Origin of the sequence: Brevibacterium antiquum CNRZ 918 (assembly GCF_900169145.1) — a bacterium.
Lineage (GTDB): Bacteria > Actinomycetota > Actinomycetes > Actinomycetales > Brevibacteriaceae > Brevibacterium > Brevibacterium koreense.
The window spans coordinates 94,126-115,213 of sequence record NZ_FXZD01000004.1 but is presented as its reverse complement, the minus strand read 5'-3'; the positions used below and the strand labels follow the sequence as shown (position 1 = coordinate 115,213).

Below are 21,088 nucleotides of genomic sequence, written 5' to 3'. Positions count from 1 at the left end.
GAAAGGCACACCATGAGAAAATCAGCACTGATCGCATCAGCACTGGCCTTGGGACTCATCCTCACCGGCTGCAACGCCAACCCAGAGCTCAACAAGGACGGCGACAAGAGTACGAACACTCTGGGCGAGACGCACACGGGCGGGACCCTCAACATCTTCGCCGAGGACTCCGACCTCGATTTCGATCCCGGCAAGAGCCAGGGCCTGGCGATCACATCGTTGGCCTACGTCCATCGTCGTCTGACCACGTGGGACATCAGGCCCGGCCAGGAGGGCACGGTCGTTCCCGACCTCGCCACCGACACCGGACAGATCAGCGATGACGGCAAGACTTGGACCTTCACCCTCAAAGACGGCCTCAAGTACGAGGACGGCTCCGCGATCACCTCGGCGGACATCAAATACGGCATCGAACGGTCCTTCTCCACCGAACTCTCCGGTGGCCTGAGCTACCACAAGACGCTGCTCAAGGGCGGCGCTGACTATCAGGGCCCGTTCAAGGGCGAGGAACTGAAATCCGTCGAGACTCCCGATGACAAGACCATTGTCTTCCACCTCAAGTCAGCCTTCGGCGACTTCCCGTGGATCGCCTCCATGCCGGCCTTCTCCCCCGTCCCCGAGGACAAAGACGATCCGGGCAAGTACGGCCTCGACCCGATCTCGTCAGGCCCCTACCAGGTCAAATCGAACAAATCCGGCTCCGAAGCCGTGCTGACGCGCAACAAGTACTGGGACGAGAAGACCGACCCCGTGCGCACCGCCGGCCCCGATGAGGTCGTGTTCAAACTCGGCCAGGATGCCTCGGTGACCGCTCAGGCTCTCATCTCCGATTCCGGAGATGCGAAGAACGGCTTCTCCGCCAGCTTCGTCCCGGCCGCGCAGCTGGCTCAGGTGCAGAGCGACCCGAGTGCGAAGTCCCGTCTCGTCACCTCAGGCCCGGGCGCCCTGTCCTACCTCGCGATGAACAACGAGCGCAAGGGACTTGACGACGTCAAGGTCCGTCAGGCCATCAACTATGCGGTCAACAAGGACACCTATCGCATCGCCGGCGGAGGAGAGATCTCAGGCGACTTCGCCTCGACGCTCATCACGCCAGGGATCCCCGGCCGTCAGGACTATGACCTCTATCAGGCAGATCCCAGCGGTGATATCGACAAGGCCAAGTCTCTGCTCAAGGAGTCGAGTGCTGATCTGGGCACGCTCAAGCTGCTGGTGAAGAACGACGCCACCTCGGTCGCGCAGGCCGAAGCGATCCAGGAGGCTCTGGCCCGCATCGACGTCAAGGTGAGGATCAAGTCCGTGGACGCGAACACGTTCTCCGCCGATGCCACAGACGCCAAGGGCGACTACGACCTGGCGTTGAGCTCGTGGCAGCCGGACTTCCCATCGGCCAATGGCAACATCCAGCCGCTCTTCGACTCCTCGCAGATCGGCAACGGCAACTACAACATCTCCCGCTACTCCAACGACGAGGTGGACGCACTCATCAAGAAGGCGACCGAAACCGTCAAACCGGAAGAGGCACAGAAGATCTGGGCCGAGGCTGACAAGCGGATCATGGACGATGCTCCCATAGTGCCGCTGACCTACAACAAGAACTCCTTCCTGTACGGATCCGCTGTGGAGAACTTCGTCGTCGGCGACTTCCCCGCGTACCCGGTCTATTTCAAGGCCTCACTGAAAGGCTGACCCATGGCCAACACTTCTGCAGCACTCGAATTCTCCGATCACTCGGTCTCCTTCGGGGCCCGAACCATCACCGAGGGCGTGTCCCTCGAGCTCGTGCCGGGCTCGATCCTTGCCCTCGTCGGCGAGTCGGGCTCGGGCAAGTCGGTGACCGCGCTGGCGGCACTCGGCCTGGCCGGATCGGCCACTCAGACCGGTTCGGTGCGTCTGACCGGGCCAGAGCGTCTGATCGGCGAAGGCAGAGAAGCTCGCCAAGGACAGGACACCGAGCTAGTCGGTCTCACCGCGAAAGCGTTGCGCCGAGTTCGCGGTGCACGCGTCGGTGTCGTCTTCCAGGAGCCGATGGGAGCGTTCAATCCCATGTTTCGACTCGGGCATCAGATCGCCGAGGCGGCCCGTGCCCATGGCAGAGAGCCCGCCGCAGCCGGCGGTGCTCACACGACCCTGCCCGAAGGTACCCCGACGTCTCCCACCGACGGGGCCCAGTCCGATGATTCGATCGGCGAGAGAGTACGGCAGCAGCTGCTTAAGTCGGGACTGAACAATCCCGACCAAGTCATGCGGGCCTACCCACACGAGCTCTCCGGCGGACAGCTGCAGCGGGCGATGATCGCGCTGGCGACCATCAATTCCCCCGAAGTGCTCTTCGCCGACGAGCCGACCACCGCTCTCGACGTCACAGTCCAGACCGGGATCCTCGATCTGCTGCGCCGGCAGGCCACCGAGGAAGGCCAGGCCGTCCTCCTCATCACCCACGATATGGGTGTGGTCGCCGACATTGCTGATCGTGTGGCCGTGATGAAGTCGGGACGCATCGTCGAAACCGGTGCAGTTCGCGATATCTTCGACCGCCCGAAGTCCGAGTACACGCGTGAACTCCTCGACGCGGTCCCGCGGCTGAATGCGGTCATCGCGGCCTCCACCGCCGAGGTGAACGATCGTCTGGGCTCTCCGACTGCGCATCCGTATGGTTCGGCAACGGCTTGGGCAGAATCCTCGCCTGCTGCCGTTCCCGCTGTTCTGGCCGCCGAACTGACCGCCGCAACTGTCGTCCACCGCAGCTCGGGACGCCAAGTCACTGCAATGGATTCGGTCGACCTCGCCATACCCGCAGGGTCGATCACCGGTCTCGTCGGCGAATCCGGCTCGGGCAAGTCAACGATCGCCAACGTACTCACCGGAGGCCAAGGGCTGACCTCCGGTCGGGCATTCGTCGACGGTGGTCGCGTGAGTACGCGTCCGACTCGAAAGCAGCGGAGGCTGCGGTCGGAGATCGGCGTCGTGTTCCAGGATCCGCGCGGATCTCTCAACCCGCGCCGCTCGGTCGGGGCACAGATCGCAGAACCCATGAGAGTCCACACCGATCGCGGTCGACGAGACATCGAAGCTCAGGTGACGAGCCTCCTTGACGATGTGCGTCTGCCGGGCGATTTCGCCGGACGGTATCCGCACGAGCTCTCCGGCGGCCAGCGCCAACGCGTAGCGATCGCCAGAGCACTTGCACTTGGGCCCAAGCTGCTCATCGCCGATGAGCCCACATCGGCGCTGGACGTCTCCGTGCAGCGAGGAGTCCTCAGACTCCTGGCCGACCTCCACGAGATCCACGAATTCGCTTGTCTGTTCATCAGCCATGACCTTGCAGTGGTCGAACAGCTGGCGTCGACTGTCGTCGTCCTGCAGCGCGGGGCGATCGTCGAACAGGGGCCGAGCTCTCAGGTGCTGATGAATCCGAGTCAGGGCTACACACGCGAGCTCATCGACTCCGCGCCAGTCCCCGACCCCGAGGTCCAGGCAGCTCGTCGCGCGACCAGGCTGGCCGCCTGAAGCTGCAAGACAACGGTGCCCCGGAAGCCGATCGGCTTCCGGGGCACCTCCATCGTTCAGAGACGATCAGCGAGCGGCAGTGCCCTCGGTGTAGTCGTCGTCGGAATCCTTGAGCCATGCGAACATCTTGCGCAGCTCACGGCCGGTGGTTTCGATCGGGTGTGTCTCTTCCTTCGAACGCAGCTCCTTGAACTCGGGCGCACCGTTCTTCTGGTCGTTCATGAAGCGCTCGGCGAACTTGCCGTTCTGGATGTCCGCGAGGACGGCTTCCATGTTCTTCTTCACGTCCGGGGTGATGACCCGCGGGCCGGAGACGTAGTCGCCGTACTCAGCGGTGTCGGAGATCGACCAGCGCTGCTTGGCGATTCCGCCCTCGACCATGAGGTCGACGATGAGCTTGAGCTCGTGGAGAACCTCGAAGTAGGCGATCTCCGGCTGGTAGCCGGCCTCGGTGAGGACCTCGAAGCCGTACTGCACGAGGTGGGAGGTGCCACCGCAGAGAACGGTCTGCTCGCCGAAGAGATCCGACTCGGTCTCCTCGGTGAAGGTGGTCTTGATGCCACCGGCACGCAGTCCGCCGATTGCCTTGGCGTAGGAGAGCACGAGCTCCCAGGCGGTGCCTGAGGCGTCGGCTTCGACGGCCACGAGAACGGGCACACCGCGGCCATCGACGTATTCGCGACGCACAACGTGTCCGGGACCCTTGGGTGCGACCATGATGACGTCGACACCCTCGGGCGGCTGGATGTAGTCGAAGCGGATGTTGAAGCCGTGAGCGAAGAGCAGGGCGTTGCCGGGTGTCAGATGAGGAGCGATCTCTGCGTTGTAGATCTCGGCCTGAACCTGGTCGGGAGCGAGGATCACAACGAGGTCGGCCCATTCGGAGACCTCTGCAGGAGTGCCGACCTCGAGGCCTTCAGCTGTGGCCTTGTCGCGGCTGGCAGAGCCTTCCTTGAGGCCGATGCGGACCTCGACACCGGAATCGCGCAGGCTCAGCGAGTGCGCGTGGCCCTGGCTGCCGTAGCCGATGACGGCAACCTTCTTGCCCTGGATGACGGACAGATCTGCGTTGTCGTCGTAATAGCGTTCTGCTGCCATAGTTCTCTTGCTCCTTCAGAGGTTTGGGGTACTCCCCCATTGTTTCACAGTTCGGTACTGCTGTTCACTTGTTGAGATGGTTGACGTTCCACTTAGTGGAACGTGAAGACATCAGCTGTGCCGGGCCACAGGGTTCAGCTGCGCAGAGCGCGGTCGGTGATCGACTTCGATCCGCGGCCGATGGCCACGGTTCCCGATTGGACGATCTCCTTGATCCCGAATGGCTCGAGGACCTCGCGCAGGGCCTCGACCTTGCCCAGCTCGCCGGTGGCTTCGACACTGACGGAGTCGGGTCCCACGTCGACGATCTTGGCGCGGAACATCTCCACTGCCGCCGCAACCTGCGGACGGGTGGTGGCGTTGGCCTTGACCTTGTAGATGACGTGGGCTCGACGCACCGACGAGGCCGGCTCGAGCTCAACGATCTTGATGACGTTGACCAGCTTGTTGAGCTGCTTGGTCACCTGCTCCAAAGGCACGTCCTTGACGTCGACGACGACGGTGATGCGCGAGAGCTCATCGTGTTCGGTCACGCCCACGGCGAGGCTGTGGATGTTGAAGCCGCGGCGGGCGATGAGTCCGGTGAAGCGGGTGAGCACGCCCGGTTTGTTCTCGACTAAGACTGAGAGTGTGTGCCGGTTGTTCATTCCAGGCCTCCTTCGATCTGGGCCACGGAGCGAACCGTGCCATCTTCTTCAGTGCCGGCGTCCGCGATCAGGTTCTCGGCCTGTTCGTCGCCTTCGCCATCGAACTCCGGGCGAATGCCGCGCGCGTATTCGATCTCGTCATTGGAGACACCGGCGGCGACCATCGGCCACACCATGGCATCCGGCGGGACAGTGAAATCGAGAACCACAGGCCGGTCGTTGGTCTCCAGCGCCGTCTTGATCGCAGCATCGACGTCGTCGTTGCTGTCCACGCGCAGGGCCAGGCAGCCGTACGCCTCGGCGAGCTTGACGAAGTCGGGGATCCGGATCGACTGATGGCCCGTGTTGAGATCGGTGTTGGAGTACCGGCCGTCATAGAACAGGGTCTGCCACTGACGGACCATGCCCAGTGAGGAGTTGTTGATGATCGCGACCTTGATCGGAATGTCGTTGAGCGCACAGGTCGCCAGCTCCTGGTTGGTCATCTGGAAGCATCCGTCCCCGTCGATGGCCCACACCACACGGTCCGGCTCGGCGACCTTCGCGCCCATCGCGGCAGGCACCGAGTAGCCCATGGTGCCGAGGCCACCGGAATTCAGCCACGACTTGGGGCGCTCGAACTCAACGAACTGGGCGGCCCACATCTGGTGCTGGCCCACGCCGGCTGCGTAGACCGCTTCGGGTCCGGTCAGCGCGGAGATCCGCGAGATCACGTACTGCGGATCGCAGAGCTCATCCTGTGTGTCGTAGCCCAGCGGGTAGGTCGTCTTGAGACGGTTGAGGAAGCGCCACCAGGGTTCACGCTGACGCTCGAGAGCCTTGGGGAACTTGCTCCGCATCTCGTTGAGCATCTCCGCGAGGACCTCGCGGGCGTCACCGACGATGGCAACGTCGACGTCACGATTCTTCCCGATCTCCGCTGGGTCGATATCGGCGTGGATGACCTGCGCATTCGGCGCGAAGGAATCGAGGTTGCCGGTGACCCGGTCATCGAACCTGGCGCCGATGGTGATGAGGAGGTCGGATTTCTGGAAGGCGGTCACGGCGGGCACGGTGCCGTGCATACCCGGCATCCCGAGGTGCAGCTGGTGCGAGTCGGGGAACGCACCGCGGGCCATCAGGGTCGTGACGACGGGAATGTTGGTCGCCTCGGCGAGCTTGAGCAGTTCCTTCTCCGCTTGGGAGCGGATGACACCGCCGCCGATGTAGAACACGGGGCGCTGGGCATCCGAGATGAGTCGGACGGCTTCGCGAATCTGCTTCGCATGGGGCTTGAGGATCGGACGGTACCCGGGCAGCTGCGGCTCCTCGGGCCAAACGAAGGGAGCGGTGCCCGTCTGCGCGTCCTTGGTGACGTCGACGAGGACCGGACCGGGCCGACCTGTGGTCGCGATGTGATGGGCGTGCAGGATCGCGGAGGGAATATCCTCGGGCTTGGTGACGAGGAAGCTGTGCTTGGTCACCGGCATCGTCATTCCCACGATGTCAGCTTCCTGGAAGGCATCGGTGCCCAGCAGCTTCGAACTCTGCTGACCGGTGATGGCCAGCACCGGGACGGAATCCATGTGGGCGTCGGCGAGCGCCGTGATCAGGTTCGTCGCACCCGGGCCCGAGGTCGCTATGCACACGCCCAGCTTGCCCGAGGCGGTGGCATAGCCTTCGGCCGCATGCCCGGCTCCCTGTTCGTGACGAACGAGGATATGGCGAATCTTGTCGGTCTGGAACAGCGGATCGTAGGTCGGAAGGATGGTGCCGCCGGGAAGGCCGAAGACCGTCTCGACCTCGAGGAGCTCGAGGCTGCGAACGATCGCCTGCGCTCCGGTGAGGACCTCAGGGGTCGAGTTGCGTCGAATGCTTGACGGGGTCGCGGTCACCGGGGCTGCGCTGGGCGCGGTGCCGGTTCCCGCTGACTGGGCCGAGGGCGTGGCTGCCATCGTTTCGTATCCTTCCTAGTGATCCATCTTGTCTCCGCATGAAAAAAGCCCCTCCGGTTTCGGTAGGGGCGCGCGGAACATGTCGTGTTGACAGGCTACGGAAGATCCGCGCGCTGGGTAATAACGACGACAAGAAGGTGAGTCATGCCTCAATAGTTCACCTCTGGCAATAAGCGTGTCAAACGTTGCAATGGATCGTCTCGAAGATTGGGACTCGTATCGCTTGAGGCGTGAGATCAATGAAGGGCGACCCGCGATCGCACCCACGAAGCAAGGGAAAGCTCGATTGTGCAAGCCATGGACTACGACACGCGCTCCGACTAGGCTCTTGACACGTGCGCCCCCTCCTACGTTTCTGGCCCGATCTGCGTTCTCGCATCGGCGTGTACATCTCTGTACTCGCCCTTACCCTCCTGGCCAACGGCATCCAACTGGTCATCCCCCTGATCACCGGTCACATCATCGACGGCCCCATCGCCCACCGCGATCTGTCGGGACTGTGGCTGCCCGTGTTCGGGGTCCTCCTCATCGGCATCGCCGAGGCGGTGGCACTGTGGGGTCGCAGGCTCCTCGTGGCTCCGGTGGTCGCGCAGTGGGAGATCACCTGGCGCTCACGTCTCTTCGACCGGCTCCAGTACACTTCGGTGGCCATCCACGATTCTTGGGAGTCGGGACAGCTGCTCTCGCGCGCGATCAACGATCTGTCACAGCTGCGCCGCTTCTTCGCCTTCGGGATCCCCTTCCTCGTGGTGACTCCGCTCGTGATCATCATCGGCACCATCATCCTCACCGTCCTGCAACCGGTCTTCGGTCTGATCATGCTGATCATGGCCGTACCGACGATTGCGACGGTGACGGTCTTCGAGAAGAGGTACCGCGAGGCCTCCCGGCGCTCCCAGGACACGGTCGGTGAGATCACCACCGAGGTCGAGGAGTCGATTCAGGGGATCAGGATCCTCAAGTCCTTCGGCCGCTCCCCCTGGGCGGCACAGCGGTTCTCCCTCATGTCACGGAAGTTCCAACGCCTCGAAGTGCGCAAGGCGAAGCTCGACTCCTGGTTCTGGAGTGTGCTCATCCTCCTGCCCACACTCGCCCAGGCCGCCATCGTGGGCGTCGGCACCTGGGGCGTCGTGCAGGGGTGGACGTCGATCGGCACCGTCGTCGCGGCCGTGACCATCTCGATGGTGATGCGAATGCCGATCGAGATGCTCGGCTTCCTCCTCGCCGATGCCCTCATGGCCCTGACCGCTGCGGCCAGATACTGGGAGGTCATCGACATCAGGCACGACATCACCGACGCCGACGGTCGGATCGAGGATGCACCCGACGTGGGTCGCTACAAGGGCGAGCTGGATTTCGAGGATGTCGACTTCCACTTCGCCGACACCGACCGCGACACCCTGAAGAACCTCAATCTGCACATCGATCCGGCCCAGACCCTGGCCATCGTCGGAGCCACCGGATCGGGCAAGACGACCCTGGCCTCGCTGGTACCGCGCCTGCAGGACGTCACCGGCGGATCCGTGCGCGTCGATGGCACCGACATTCGCAAGCTGCCCGTCAACGAGGTGCGCAACCTGGTGTCCGTGTCATTCGAGGACCCGATCCTGTTCTCCACCTCGGTGGCCGAGAACGTGAGCATGGGCGCGCCCGGGGTCGACGACGACGCGATCTGGCGGGCCCTGGAGATCACGGCTGCGAAGGACTTCGTCGAGCGGCTGCCGGAGGGACTCGATACGCAGGTCGGCGAGCAGGGGCTGTCCCTGTCCGGTGGGCAGCGCCAGCGCCTGGCACTGGCGCGCGCAGTCATCGGTGCGCCCCGCATCCTCGTCCTCGACGACCCGCTGTCTGCGGTCGACGTCGACACCGAGGATCGGGTGCAACGGGCGCTGCGGGAGATCCTGCCCGATTCGACGACGCTGATCATCGCCCACCGCCCGTCCACCTCGGCGTTGGCCGATGCTGTTGCGGTCCTCGACGAGGGACGCATCGTCGCACTGGGCACCCATGATGAGCTGCTGGGATCCTCACCGCTCTATCGTGAACTCATGGGTGCGGCCGCGACGGCCGGGCACTCATCGTCCGAGCACTCTGCGCCAGAGCATTTCTCGGCCAGACACACCTCGGAAGGAGGCGCGCTTTGAGCATTCCACGTCTCAATGAGGACGAGGTCGAGGCACTTCCGCCAGACATCGCGATCAAGGCCCGTGCACTTCTGCTCTCATTGATCCGCCCCCATCTTCCGATGGCGATCTTCCTGCTCGTCATCGTCGTCCTCACCGCACTGTTCCTCGTCATCGGTCCGATCTTCATCGCCGATGCACTCGACACTGGTGTTCCGAAAGCGATCGAGGGCGATCCGGGACCGCTGATTCGTGCGGTATCGGCCTTCGTCATCTCCGCGGTCGCCTCGGCGGTGCTCGCCTTCGCTTCGACGAGGCTGGTCGGCATCACCGCTCAGAAGGTCGTCTACAGTCTCCGCTCCCGCCTGTTCAGGCATATCCAGCGTCTCGATCTGGGCTATCACGAGCGGTCGACCTCGGGGCGGTTGGTGTCGCGGCAGACCTCTGACATGGAGTCGGTGCAGCAGTTCCTCACCTACTCACTCTTCGACACGGCGCTGGCTCTGTTCGAGATGGCGTTCATCGCCGTCACCCTCATCGTCCTCGACGTTCCCCTGGCACTCGTGGTCTTCCTCGGGTTCATTCCGCTGTTCTTCATCACGAAGTCTGCGCACAGTTCGCAGCGCAATGCCTACCGTCGGACTCGCACCTCGATCGCCAAGGTCATCGTCCACTTCGTCGAGACCATGGGCGGGATCCGTGCGGTTCAGGCCTATCGCCGGCAGCCCGATCGCCGAGGCACGCTCAAGGACGAGGACACACAGTACCGTGACGCCAACACCGATGCCCTGCGCGGCGTCGCCTGGTTCGCGGGCTGGACGCGGCTGGTCGGCAATGTCACTCAGACGGTCATCATCATCGTCGGCGCGTGGCTCGTCATCGAGGGATGGACTCAGATCGGAGTGCTCGCGGCGTTCATCCTCTACCTGCGCCGGTTCTATGGTCCCCTTGATGAACTTGTTCAGTCATTCAACCTCTACCAGTCCGCCTCGGCGGCGCTGGAGAAGATGGCGGCCGTCCTCGACACCGACCCCGAGGTGGTCGCACCGGTGAGTCCGAAGCCCCTGCCCGCACACGCCTCGGACACCGCCTCGGCGGAGGGATCGGCTCAAGCACCCAACGGGCGCTCGATCGACCTCAACCACGTCCGCTTCTCCTACGGCGACGGCCCTGATGTCCTCCCCAGGTTCGACCTGCGCATCCCAGCCGGCCAGATCGTGGCGCTCGTGGGAGCCACGGGCGCGGGCAAATCGACTCTGGTCAAGCTGGTCACCCGCTTCTACGATCCCAGCGAAGGTCGGATCACCATCGACGAGGTGGACCTGCGTGACCTCGACGATGCGCAGCTGCGTAAGAGCGTCGTCATGGTCACCCAGGAGTCGTTCCTGTTCGCGGGCACGATCGCGGACAATATCCGCATCGGCAATCCCGATGCCGAAGATGACGAGGTACTCGCCGCGGCCACGGCCGTCGGCCTGGATCCCTATATCCGCAATCTGCCCGACGGCTACGACACGGATGTGAAGAAACGCGGCGGACGACTGAGCTCGGGACAGCGTCAGCTCGTGTCCTTCGCCCGCGTGTTCCTGGCCGACCCGGACATCGTCGTCCTCGACGAGGCGACCGCTCACCTCGACATCCCCTCCGAGCGGCTGGTCCAGACGGCTCTGGCGACAGTGCTTGAAGGACGCACCGCAATCATCATCGCCCACCGGCTCTCGACCGTGGAGATCGCCGACCGTGTCCTCGTCATGGACTCCGGGCGCATCATCGAAGACGGCACGCCGGACGAGCTGATCTCAGGGGCGGGCAAGTTCGCCCAGCTGCACAAGGCGTGGCGGGACTCGCTGGTGTGATTGGCAGTTGCTTGCTCTCAGCTACCTCAGCCTGCAAAAGCACACCGCCTGCACTGTGCTTTTGTGGGTTCACGTAGCTGGTGGCCGAGCCATACGTGCCCTTAGGAGTCGAGCCAGCTCGGTGAACTTCTGCTGACGAAATAGATCTTTCCAAAAGATCCTCACCACATGATAGCCAAGCGCTCTCAGCTGCCGCTCACGCTCACGCTCTCTGTCAAAGGCCGCTCTGTGATCACGATCGTCGAGGAAGTACTTGCCTCGTCCGTCGAACTCCACGATGATCATCGCCCCTCGATGCAGGAAATCGACACGGGCTATGAAGCGACCCTGCGCATCGCGGACTTCGACCTGAGACTCGAAATCGAGGATTCCGTTTTCGAAGAACCGAACTGCGACAATCGATTCGGCAGGTGACTCTCTGAGGGGATCCGTCAAGCTGATCGCCTCAGAGACACGATTCTCGTTCCTCACCTCATGGGCAGCTTGCACCACGTCGAAGAGCTGAGCCTTCGACACTTGGCTTCGTCGCAATGCATCGTCGAGCATAGGAACACTCACGTCCAAGCCGTAGTCTCGGGCGACATCGATGAGGGTCCGAGCACGAGTGGTGACGGCGACATCTCCGATTCTGGCAACATGCTCCGGCGGGAGCGTTCGTCTCCTGACGATCAGATTTGCGTGGCGCCGGCTGATGCCCGGCCGAATCACTTCTACGCGCCCCTCGACCGGCCGAGCGACCTCAAGCGTCCACAGGAGAGCGGCCGAAATATGGGAGAAGACTTCATTTCGCACTCGGCCACCCGCGCTCTGCTGGCGGTCACTCACTCTATCTGCGCGAGCTCTGATGAGAACTTTCAGTCGTTCGAGGACATCGCGAAAATCGTTCTTATTCACTAGAAGATCTGCATCTTCCTGGTCGACAGATTCCCAAACTCGCCGATGCCGTTCATTGTCACATCTTCGTCGGACAGCGAATCGACCGCGGGCGACGCGTTCCAAGCAACATGCGGCCGCCTTGCGAATATCACGCTCAGAAAGTCCGAGCCTGAGCAACCGAGCAGTGTCGAATACTTGGTACATGCGTCAATATTGCACCTATCGTCATTAAATGACAATAAACTACAACGGATTACTTCACTTCAGATACCCCAACCTGCAAAAGCACACCGCCTGCACTGTGCTTTTGTGGGTTCACGTAGCTGGTGGCTGACGTAGTCTACGACTTGCCGAAGGAGTAACGCGATCAGTCGCGGATGAATGGGACGAATCGATATTGTCCGTGCCGCGTGATGGAGACGTCGTGGTCACCGGATCCGGCGACCACGACACGCAGCATCACGCCCTGCACCGGAATGACCATGACCCAGCGACGCCCGCGCGCGCTCGATGAGCTGACGGTGACGCTCCACACCAGTCACGCGCCCGCGAGGGCCGACGAGGACACCGAGGAGAGCGGACGTCCATCCCGAACCGGAACCCAGATCGAGAACGCGGTCACCCGGTCGTGGGCCAAGGAGCTTGAGCATATCGGCGACCGTGCTCGGCTGAGAATTCGTCTGTCCATCGCCGATCTGCAGCGCCACATTGCTGGAGGCGAAGCGTCGTTCATCCTCAGGCAGGAACAATTCACGAGGCACCTGGGCGAAGGCCTCGGCGAGTGACTCAGGCTGTCGATCGGTTCCCATGGAGTCCTCCATTCCGGTGTCCACTACGATACGGCCCACCGAGTATCGTTGACCCGTGACGAATACAGATCTCCACCGCGCGAAGACCCTCATCGCTTCGATTCCCGACTATCCGGAGCCAGGGGTGAACTTCCGTGACATCTCTCCCCTGCTTGCAGATGGTGCCGCCATGCGTGCCGTCACCGAGGCGCTCATCGCACCGTTCGAGGGACAGTTCGACATCGTCGGCGGTCTCGAGGCTCGCGGTTTCCTCTTCGCCGGAACGATCGCGGCGATGACCGGCGTGGGCATTCTGCCGATTCGCAAGGCCGGCAAGCTTCCCAGACCGGCGGCAGCAGTGTCGTACTCGCTCGAGTACGGGACGGCCACGATCGAAGGCCCAGACGTTCTGAAAGAGGGCGAGCGCGTTCTGCTCGTCGATGACATCCTGGCCACAGGTGGGACCCTCACTGCTGCTCAGGCGCTCGTGAAGGAGCTCGGCGCCGATGTGATCGGGTCGGCAGTCGTCCTCGAGCTCGAAGCGCTCGACGGCCGCTCGCTGACCGGGGATGTGCACACAGTCTTCACCGACTGACGGTTCCACAGACTGACGGCTCCGCCGGCCACCCTGAGCTCCCACACCGAGGCGGCTCAATCCTCGGTCTCACTCTTCGACAGAGCGCCCGAGACTCGGATCACGCCGGTCAGATCCGGCTGTCAGGAATGCACAGGCACCTTCACGGCGTTATAAGCTCGCAGAGGCACCGCCACCGCGGCGCCCGCCAGACCGCAGAACGACAGACCATCAAACCCGTGACGAAAGGTGGCACCATGACGGTTCCCACACTCACACTCAACGACGGCAAGACCATCCCGCAGCTGGGCTTCGGCGTCTTCAAGGTCGATCCCGAGAAGACCGAGCGCATCGTCACCGACGCTCTCGAGGTCGGCTACCGCCACATCGACACAGCCGCTGTCTATGGCAATGAGGAAGGTGTCGGCCGCGCCATCGCGAACTCCGGCATCGCCCGCGATGAACTCTTCGTGACCACCAAGCTGTGGAACGACAGTCACGGTGCCGACGAATCGAAGCGCGCGTTGGGCGAGAGCCTCGAGAAGCTCGGCCTCGACCACGTCGACCTCTACCTCATCCACTGGCCGACACCGGAGAACAACAACTCGGTCGAGACTTGGGAGGCTTTCCCCTCCTACCGCGAGCAGGGTCTGACCACCTCGATCGGCGTGTCGAACTTCGACCATCGCTACCTGCCCCAGATCCTCGACACAGGGATCATCCCGGCCGTCGACCAGATCGAATGCCACCCGCAGTTCCAGCAGATCGAGACCCGTCCGCTGCTGGCCGAGCACGACATCAAGGTCGAGGCCTGGGGACCACTGGGACAGGGCAAGGTCGACTACGCAGACACCGTCATCGGCGAGATCGCGTCGGCCCACGGCAAGTCCTGGGCGCAGACCATCATCCGTTGGCACCTGCAGCGCGGACATGTCGTCTTCCCGAAGTCGAACAACCGTGACCGCATGGCCCAGAACTTCGATGTCTTCGACTTCGAACTCACCGCCGCCGAGGTGGCCTCCATCGATTCGCTGGAGAACGGCGGTCGCGTCTCCGGTGACCCGGCCGATGTGAACTGACGTTGATCGTTCAAGGCCCGTCGCGGAGCATCTTTGCTCCCGGCGGGCCTTGTCGTTGTCTCTGGCGGGTCCGTCGCATCAGGTGAGCTGACGAACCGGCTCCCCCGCCATCCACGCGGATATGTCCTCGAGTGCCTGAGTGAAGAAGATTCGGTACGTGTCATCGGTGACGTAGCCCAGGTGCGGGGTCAGCACGGTCCTCGGAGTGCTGCGCAGAGGGTGGTCGGCCGGCAGCGGTTCGGTGTCATACACGTCGATCCCCGCGCCGCGAATGCGACCTCCTGCCAGGGCGTCTTGCAGTGCCTCCATGTCAACGAGGCCCGCCCGCGAAGTATTGATGAAGATGCTCGTCGGCTTCATCAGCGCCAGCTCCTCGGCAGAGACGAGCCTGCGGCTGCGCTCGCTGAGCTTGTAGTGCAGGGTCGCCACGTCGGAGGTGGCGAAGAGCTCCTCCTTGCTCACAGCATGTGCCCCGACATCGGCGGCACGCGCCGCGTCCAGGTTCTGGCTCCAGGCCACGACTTCCATTCCGAAGGCGGCCCCGACACGGGCGACCTGGCTGCCCAGCCTGCCCAGTCCGATGACGCCGAGCCTGTGCCCGAAAAGATCACCGCCCACGGTGGACTGCCAGCCGCCGGAATGCATCGCGGCATCTTCGGTTGGAATGCTGCGTAACACAGAGAGGATGAGCCCCCAGGTCAGCTCCGGAGTCGCCGAGGCGGTCGACTCGGTCCCGCAGACCGTGATCCCCTGCGCTCGTGCAGCGTCCAGATCGATCGAGGCGTTGACCCTGCCCGTGGTCACCAGCAGCCGCAGGTCTCGCAGCCGCGACAAACGCTCAGCAGAGAAGAGGGTGCGCTCACGCATGGCGACGACAATCTCGGCTCCGGCCACTGTCTGCACCAGATCCGCGGTGTCGAGGATCGGGCGGGAGACGAAATCGACCTGCGCCCCAAGCGCGTGCCAATTCGCATAGTCTGCCGCCACATTCTGGTAGTCATCGAGCACAACGATGTGCATGCCTGTCCTTCCATCCTCGGTGCTTTGGTCGGAAGCAGAGCACCGAAGCCGCACGAGTCCGGAGCAGTCCCTGTCTTTCATCGTATAGCCGATAGGCTAAGACGGTGAGCGCACCGATCATCCTCAGACAACGCAGCGGCCCCATCATCACCATCATCGTTTGGGCGTTCCTCGCACTGCTTCTCATCGATGCGATCATGCGCGGCTCCTGGGACACCGTCGGAACGTTCCTCCCACCGCTGGCGCTGGTGGGATGGCTCATCTTCATCCTCCTGTGGCGACCGGCTGTCATCGTCGGGTCCGAGCAGGTCGTGATCCGCGAGATCCTGCGCACCACCACAGTGCCCTTTGCCAACATCACTGACATCAGATTGAGCACGGTCGTCTCCATCATGGCGATCGCACCGAACGGGGCTGCACGCACATACCGTCCGTGGAATGCGCCCGGGATGCCGCGCCGCAAAGTCGACTCGGGGCTTACCGGTGGCACACGACCGGAGTCGGTCGACAACCACCCTGCCTTCGAACTGCTCCGACGCTGGGAGAATCAGCATCAGGACTCGACCACCGCAGCCAACCCCACCGGCACCACCACAACGGTGTGGAACCTCGGCGTCGTGGGCGTGACTCTCGTCCTCATACTGCTCGACATCTTCAGCCGCCTGTAGCGCTGAAGCGGCCTCGAGAACCAAGTCTGCCTGAGGGCACGAGAAGAGCCGGCCCCGTGGGAGAACGTGAGTCCACGGGGCCGGCGACTGAGGGTGATCGTGGCGATCACATCTTTCGGATCAGACGATGAGTCTCAGGGTCACTTCTTGAACCCGATGCTCGTCCAATCGGGAGTTTCGAGCTGACGCGGCCCGAGATTCACAATGTCGTCCTTGACGCCCCAGACATACGGGGTCGGGTAGAACGGGATCAGGGGCTTGAGTTTCAGCACTTCGGCATCGCCCTCGTTTGCCAGCTTCTTCGACTCGGCCGGGTCGAGAGTCTTCGTTGCGGCCTTGAACTTCTCACCGATCGCGTCGCTGGAGATCTTCGAGTGGTTCTGCTCGGAATCGGCCGGGTAGAACAGGTTCGAACCCGAGGAGATCGGGAAGGCTGTGCCCTGCCAGGTGAACGTAGCCATGTCGAAGTTGCCGTTGAGCACGTGATCGGCGAAGTACGCGGCCACCGGGACGGTCTCGAGTTTGATCTTGAAGCCGATCTCGTTGAGGTCCTTCATCACCTGCTCAGCGCGCTGGGCATTCGAAGCTGTGTCGGCGGGAACGACGATGTTGAACTTCAGCTTCTCGCCGTCCTTCTCGCGGATTCCATCGTCTCCCTCGGCCCAGCCTGCGTCGTCGAGGATCTTCTTTGCCGCTTCCGGATCGAAGTCCAGGCTTCCGTCCGCATTGTCCTGATATCCGTCCTGGCCCGGCATGAAGGTGACGTTGTTGACCAGTGTCACCGGTGCTTCGACAGGCCCGATGGCTGCCTGGGCGATGGCCTCACGATTGATGGCGTGACCGATCGCGTCGCGGACCTCCTGCTCCTTGAGCGCGCCCTTCTCCGCATTCAGGGTCACGTGAGTCCACTGCATGCCCTGCGACTTGAAGATTTCGCCGTCTTCGCGCTTTCCGGCCGTCTCATATGAGTCACCGTCGGTGCCGATGTCGACGAGGTCGATCTCCTTGTTCGCATAGGCCTGGGCCTGCTGCGCCTGGGAGACGACCTTGAAGATGACCTTGTCCAGTTTGGGTTCCTGGCCCCACCATTTGTCGTTCTTGACCATGGTGATGACGCCGGCCTTGTTGTCGACCTTGTCAGCCTTGAACGGTCCGTTCGAGGGCAGCACGTCTTTGACGTAGTCCTTGTTGAACGTTTTGGGGTCTTCTGCGATCTCATTGGGCACGAAGGCGCCGATGTAGTTGGGCCAGTCGATGTTGGGAGTCTTGAACGTCACTTCGACGTCGTACTTGTCGTCACCGGACTTGATGCTCTCGATGTCCTCGTAGCCCTTGGTCGAGGCGACCTCGAATTTCTTGTTCTCACCACTCTGCGTCTTCCAGAATGCCTTGTAGTCCTCGACGTCGATCGGGGTGCCGTCTTCCCAGACAGCGTCTTTGTTGAGCTTGACGTCGATGACGAGCGGATCTTCGCTGGCGATCTCCACGCTCTCGGCGTAGTTCTTATCGACTTCCCAGCTGCCATCGTCCTTGGTCTTGATCGGCCCACCCAGTGAGGTGCCGTAGAGATTGTTGTTGTCCACGTGCGCGCCGTCAGCGTGGTAGTAGTTGAGGCTGGCCGGGATCTCGGTCATCGGATAGGTGAGCGTTCCGCCATCGGCGATCTCATCGTAGCCGGCCTTCTGGTAGTCAACGGACGGCAAGCCTGAGATCTCCTCGTTCGCCTTGTCGCTGTCGACTCCTTTGGAGTCCTTGTTGTCCTGTTGGCAACCGGAGAGGGCCAGCCCCAATGCCGCAGTCGCAGCGACAACCACTGTCGCTTTGTTTCTCATCTTCATGAGTTCCTCTTTCCTGTTCTCTGTGTGGTGATCGATGGATGAGTACTGTGTCGGGTTCGTTCAGTCCGAGTGGTCGAGCTCGTGGATCCGTTCAGCGAAGTGACAGGCCACCAGGTTCGCCTCCGCCCGCCGAGGCTGGGGATCCTCGTGTGTGCATCTGTCCTGCTCGCTCTCGGGCAGCAGCGAGAAGAGCGGGCACCGAGTGCGGAAATTGCACCCGGAGATCTCGTCTGTCGGGCTCGGAAGGTCGCCGGACAGGAGCACTCGCTCACGAGATCGTTCGACTACCGGATCGGGCACCGGAATCGCCGACATCAACGCTCGAGTGTAGGGATGCTGCGGATTGTCGTAGAGATCTTCGGAGGCGCCGAATTCGACGATCCGGCCCAGGTACATCACCGCAACGTGATCGGCGATCTGCCTCACGACTGCCAGGTCATGGGCGACGAAGAGGTAGGACAGCCCGAGTGAGTCGCGCAGGTCCTCGAGCAGGTTGATGACACCGGCCTGTACGGACACGTCGAGGGCCGAAACCGGTTCGTCGAGGACGAGCAGCTTCGGGTTGGTCACGAGCGCCCGGGCGATGCCGATGCGCTGGCGTTGCCCGCCTGAGAACTCGTGCGGATACCGATCGGCCATGTTCGCGTCGAGGCCCACCAGTTCGAGCATCTCGGCGACGGTGTCAGTGCGCTGTTTGGCCGGGACCTTGTGGACTGTCAGCGGTTCCGCGATCACCTCGCCGACCGGCAACCGCGGGTCGATCGCGGCCATCGGATCCTGGAACACGACCTGGACGTCCTTGCGCATGGCCAAACGATCGCGCTTGGACAGCTCGGACACGTCGACTCCATTGATGACGATCTTGCCCTTCTGGGGCGCCACCATCTCGAGAACCTCACCAATGCTCGTCGACTTGCCGCAGCCCGACTCTCCGACCAGGCCGAGAGTCTGTCCCTCCCTGATCTCCAGGTCGATGCCGTCGACGGCGCGGACGGTGCCGATCTGCCGTTTGAAAACGGCTCCTTTGAGCAGCGGGAAGTGCTTCTGCAGCCCGGTGATCTCGAGGACCCGTTCGGCTTCGTCGTTCTTCACTCGCTTCTCAACAGGTTCTGGCCGCGGGAAGATGGTGCCGGCGGACAGCTTCCCCGAGGCGATCTCATCGGCCCGGTGGCATGCAGCGGCGACGCCGGGCGTGCCATGAGCGATGAGCTCAGGCTCGACTTCACGGCATTTGTCGAGGGCGATCGGGCAGCGCGGAGCGAAGGGACACCCCGGGACCATGTTCGACAGCGATGGCGGTTTGCCCTCCAACGGAACGAGTCGCTGGGTTCCGGCTGTCGCCAGGTTCGGCACCGAGCGCAGCAGCCCGGTCGTGTAGGGCATCTGCGGTCGGGCGAAGACCTGTTCGACCGGCCCGGTCTCCACCAGGCGACCGGCATACATCACCGCGATGCGGTCCGCGTTGCCCGCAACCACACCGAGGTCGTGCGTGATGAGCACAATCGCAGCGCCTGTGATCTCACGCGCCTTCTGCAGGACCTCGAGGATCTGGGCTTGGATCGTGACATCGAGCGCGGTGGTCGGCTCATCGGCGATGATGAGGTCCGGATCGTTGGCAATGGCGATGGCGATCATTGCTCGTTGACGCATACCTCCGGAGAACTCGTGGGGGTATGCCCTGACCCGACGTTCGGGCCCCGGTATGCCGACGACTCGCAGCAGCTCGATCGCTCTGCTGTGTGCAGCATCCTTCGACAGCGTTGGATCGTGGAGGAGCAGACCTTCTGAGATCTGCTCGCCGATCGAGTAGACCGGGGTGAGCGCCGATAGCGGGTCTTGGAACACCATGGCGATCTCGGAACCGCGCAACTCCGACATCGCGTGATCGTCCATGTCCAGCAGGGAGCGTCCGCGGTACTTGATCGAGCCGCCGATGCGGGCTGTGGAGGGAAGCAATCCCATCACGGCCATGGACGAGACTGACTTGCCGGAACCCGATTCGCCGACGATGCCCAGGAACTCACCAGGCATCACCTCGTAGCTGACGCCGCGAACGGCCTTCACATCGCCCTGAGGATTCGGGAACGTGACGCTCAGGTCCCGGACTTCGAGGATCGGAGCCTGCGCAGGTGGATTGGATTGATCGGTGATGAGAGTCTCAGTCACGGTTGACTCCTGAGGTGGGATCGATGGCGTCACGGAGCGCATCGGCCATCAGGCTGATGGCGAACAGCATGAGGACGAGGACGCCTGCGGGAAAGACGAAGAGCCACGGACGGGTCACAGCCGCCCCGGAGCCCTCAGCCAGGAGTGTGCCGATGGAGACATCGGGCTTCTGGATTCCGAGGTTGAAGTAGCTCAGCGAAGTTTCGGTCAGGATCGCTGAGACCACGCCCAAAGTGGCATCGACGATGAGGATCGACGCGACGTTCGGGATGATGTGCCGGCTCAGTATCCGTGGAGTGGAGACGCCCATGTACCGCGCCGCCTTGACGAAGTCACGGTCCTTGATCGCCTTCGTCTGGTTTCTCACAACTTGGGCCATGATCATCCACCCGAACAGGGCGAGGAAGACGACGATCGCCATCCACGACAGCTGGCGCAGCATCGGGGCCAGAAGCACGAGGATGAAGAACGCAGGCAGGACGAGGAGCAGGTTGATGAACCACACGATGACGACCTCGATGCGGCCGCCGAAGTATCCCGCTGTCGAACCGATGATCGCGGCTAGGAGGCTCGCTGCGGGCCCGGCGATGATGCCGATGAGCAGAGATTTCTGCAGTCCCGCCACGGTTTGGGCGTAGATATCCTGGCCGATGGTGTTCGTGCCGAACCAGTGCTGCGGGCTCGGTGCCTCGTTGAGTGCGTGGATGTCCTGGTCAGTCGGCGTATAGATGTTGATCGTGTTGCCGAATATTGCGAACAGGACGAAGAACCCCAGCATGATGCCGCCGACCCAGAAGCGCGGGGTCGAGCGCAGTCGGCGCCAGACCAAGGTCAGACGGGAGGTCGGCTTCGAACGACGAGGCGCAACCTCGGTGTCGGCAGTCGTGGAGATCGGAAGATCGGTGGCCATG

General features: G+C 62.8%; 16 protein-coding genes. 8 read left to right on the top strand and 8 right to left on the bottom strand.

The features are described from left to right. Positions 1-12 precede the first annotated feature (12 nt). Positions 13-1,689: an ABC transporter substrate-binding protein gene (locus tag BANT918_RS07395; protein ID WP_101619649.1), complete on the top strand. Its 1,677-nt coding sequence runs from the start codon at positions 13-15 to the stop codon at positions 1,687-1,689. Positions 1,690-1,692: 3 nt separating this feature from the next. Further along, positions 1,693-3,510 carry an ATP-binding cassette domain-containing protein gene (locus tag BANT918_RS07390; RefSeq protein ID WP_101619648.1) on the top strand — a complete coding sequence of 606 codons (1,818 nt, stop codon included), beginning with the start codon at positions 1,693-1,695 and terminating at the stop codon, positions 3,508-3,510. A gap of 66 nt (positions 3,511-3,576) precedes the next feature. On the opposite strand, the gene ilvC is transcribed toward BANT918_RS07390, so the two are convergent. The 3 genes from ilvC to BANT918_RS07375 form a co-directional block, all read right to left on the bottom strand. After that, positions 3,577-4,608: a ketol-acid reductoisomerase gene (gene ilvC / locus BANT918_RS07385; RefSeq protein ID WP_101619647.1), complete on the bottom strand. Its 1,032-nt coding sequence runs from the start codon at positions 4,606-4,608 to the stop codon at positions 3,577-3,579. Positions 4,609-4,742: 134 nt separating this feature from the next. Beyond that, positions 4,743-5,255 (bottom strand): acetolactate synthase small subunit, encoded by a 513-nt coding sequence (gene ilvN / locus BANT918_RS07380; protein ID WP_101619646.1) that lies wholly within the window; start codon positions 5,253-5,255, stop codon positions 4,743-4,745. Further along, positions 5,252-7,189 (bottom strand): acetolactate synthase large subunit, encoded by a 1,938-nt coding sequence (locus tag BANT918_RS07375; RefSeq protein WP_101619645.1) that lies wholly within the window; start codon positions 7,187-7,189, stop codon positions 5,252-5,254. Before BANT918_RS07375 ends, ilvN begins: the two co-directional genes overlap by 4 nt. 335 nt (positions 7,190-7,524) lie before the next feature. Between BANT918_RS07375 and BANT918_RS07370 the strand changes: the two genes are divergently transcribed. The 3 genes from BANT918_RS07370 (at position 7,525) to BANT918_RS07360 (ending at position 11,582) form a co-directional block, all read left to right on the top strand. Continuing rightward, positions 7,525-9,333 carry an ABC transporter ATP-binding protein gene (locus BANT918_RS07370; protein ID WP_101619644.1) on the top strand — a complete coding sequence of 603 codons (1,809 nt, stop codon included), beginning with the start codon at positions 7,525-7,527 and terminating at the stop codon, positions 9,331-9,333. Continuing rightward, positions 9,330-11,168 (top strand): ABC transporter ATP-binding protein, encoded by a 1,839-nt coding sequence (locus BANT918_RS07365; protein WP_101619643.1) that lies wholly within the window; start codon positions 9,330-9,332, stop codon positions 11,166-11,168. The genes BANT918_RS07370 and BANT918_RS07365 overlap by 4 nt, the downstream gene beginning before the upstream one ends. Before the next feature lie 168 nt (positions 11,169-11,336). Beyond that, complete coding sequence (locus BANT918_RS07360) at positions 11,337-11,582, top strand: hypothetical protein (RefSeq protein WP_101619642.1); 246 nt, start codon at positions 11,337-11,339, stop codon at positions 11,580-11,582. Positions 11,583-12,472: 890 nt separating this feature from the next. Here the strand turns inward: BANT918_RS07360 and BANT918_RS07350 are convergent. Further along, positions 12,473-12,853: a protein-L-isoaspartate O-methyltransferase family protein gene (locus BANT918_RS07350; protein ID WP_233429248.1), complete on the bottom strand. Its 381-nt coding sequence runs from the start codon at positions 12,851-12,853 to the stop codon at positions 12,473-12,475. Between the two features lie 55 nt (positions 12,854-12,908). On the opposite strand from BANT918_RS07350, the gene BANT918_RS07345 reads away from it, so the two are divergent. Together BANT918_RS07345 and BANT918_RS07340 are read left to right on the top strand one after the other, a co-directional pair. After that, complete coding sequence (locus BANT918_RS07345) at positions 12,909-13,427, top strand: adenine phosphoribosyltransferase (RefSeq protein WP_101619640.1); 519 nt, start codon at positions 12,909-12,911, stop codon at positions 13,425-13,427. A gap of 236 nt (positions 13,428-13,663) precedes the next feature. Then, positions 13,664-14,485 carry an aldo/keto reductase gene (locus BANT918_RS07340; protein ID WP_101619639.1) on the top strand — a complete coding sequence of 274 codons (822 nt, stop codon included), beginning with the start codon at positions 13,664-13,666 and terminating at the stop codon, positions 14,483-14,485. Between the two features lie 78 nt (positions 14,486-14,563). Here the strand turns inward: BANT918_RS07340 and BANT918_RS07335 are convergent, their stop codons facing one another. Then, a complete protein-coding gene (locus BANT918_RS07335) occupies positions 14,564-15,505 on the bottom strand; it encodes a D-2-hydroxyacid dehydrogenase family protein (RefSeq protein ID WP_101619638.1) in 942 nt (313 codons plus the stop codon). 104 nt (positions 15,506-15,609) lie between these two features. On the opposite strand from BANT918_RS07335, the gene BANT918_RS07330 reads away from it, so the two are divergent. Next, the gene (locus tag BANT918_RS07330) at positions 15,610-16,173 is read left to right on the top strand and encodes a hypothetical protein (protein WP_101619637.1); all 564 of its coding nucleotides are present in this window, start codon (positions 15,610-15,612) and stop codon (positions 16,171-16,173) included. A gap of 140 nt (positions 16,174-16,313) precedes the next feature. Here the strand turns inward: BANT918_RS07330 and BANT918_RS07325 are convergent, their stop codons facing one another. The 3 genes from BANT918_RS07325 to BANT918_RS07315 are packed head-to-tail and all read right to left on the bottom strand — an operon-like array spanning position 16,314 to position 21,087. Next, positions 16,314-18,011 (bottom strand): ABC transporter family substrate-binding protein, encoded by a 1,698-nt coding sequence (locus BANT918_RS07325; RefSeq protein ID WP_101619636.1) that lies wholly within the window; start codon positions 18,009-18,011, stop codon positions 16,314-16,316. 60 nt (positions 18,012-18,071) lie between these two features. Then, entirely contained in the window at positions 18,072-20,177 is a 2,106-nt protein-coding gene (locus tag BANT918_RS07320) for an ABC transporter ATP-binding protein (protein WP_069600496.1), read from the bottom strand. Beyond that, on the bottom strand, positions 20,170-21,087 hold the full coding sequence (locus BANT918_RS07315) for an ABC transporter permease (protein ID WP_101619635.1): 918 nt from the start codon (positions 21,085-21,087) through the stop codon (positions 20,170-20,172). Before BANT918_RS07315 ends, BANT918_RS07320 begins: the two co-directional genes overlap by 8 nt. Between the last annotated feature and the right edge of the window lies 1 nt (position 21,088).

What these genes read in the sequence shown, in the direction of transcription:
- BANT918_RS07340 (WP_101619639.1), top strand. Translation starts at nt 13,664, where the DNA reads ATGACGGTTCCCACACTCACACTCAACGACGGCAAGACCATCCCGCAG.
- BANT918_RS07350 (WP_233429248.1), bottom strand. Translation starts at nt 12,853, where the DNA reads ATGGGAACCGATCGACAGCCTGAGTCACTCGCCGAGGCCTTCGCCCAG.
- BANT918_RS07315 (WP_101619635.1), bottom strand. Translation starts at nt 21,087, where the DNA reads ATGGCCACCGATCTTCCGATCTCCACGACTGCCGACACCGAGGTTGCG.
- BANT918_RS07395 (WP_101619649.1), top strand. Translation starts at nt 13, where the DNA reads ATGAGAAAATCAGCACTGATCGCATCAGCACTGGCCTTGGGACTCATC.
- BANT918_RS07325 (WP_101619636.1), bottom strand. Translation starts at nt 18,011, where the DNA reads ATGAAGATGAGAAACAAAGCGACAGTGGTTGTCGCTGCGACTGCGGCA.
- BANT918_RS07335 (WP_101619638.1), bottom strand. Translation starts at nt 15,505, where the DNA reads ATGCACATCGTTGTGCTCGATGACTACCAGAATGTGGCGGCAGACTAT.
- BANT918_RS07390 (WP_101619648.1), top strand. Translation starts at nt 1,693, where the DNA reads ATGGCCAACACTTCTGCAGCACTCGAATTCTCCGATCACTCGGTCTCC.
- ilvN (WP_101619646.1), bottom strand. Translation starts at nt 5,255, where the DNA reads ATGAACAACCGGCACACACTCTCAGTCTTAGTCGAGAACAAACCGGGC.
- ilvC (WP_101619647.1), bottom strand. Translation starts at nt 4,608, where the DNA reads ATGGCAGCAGAACGCTATTACGACGACAACGCAGATCTGTCCGTCATC.
- BANT918_RS07375 (WP_101619645.1), bottom strand. Translation starts at nt 7,189, where the DNA reads ATGGCAGCCACGCCCTCGGCCCAGTCAGCGGGAACCGGCACCGCGCCC.
- BANT918_RS07360 (WP_101619642.1), top strand. Translation starts at nt 11,337, where the DNA reads ATGATAGCCAAGCGCTCTCAGCTGCCGCTCACGCTCACGCTCTCTGTC.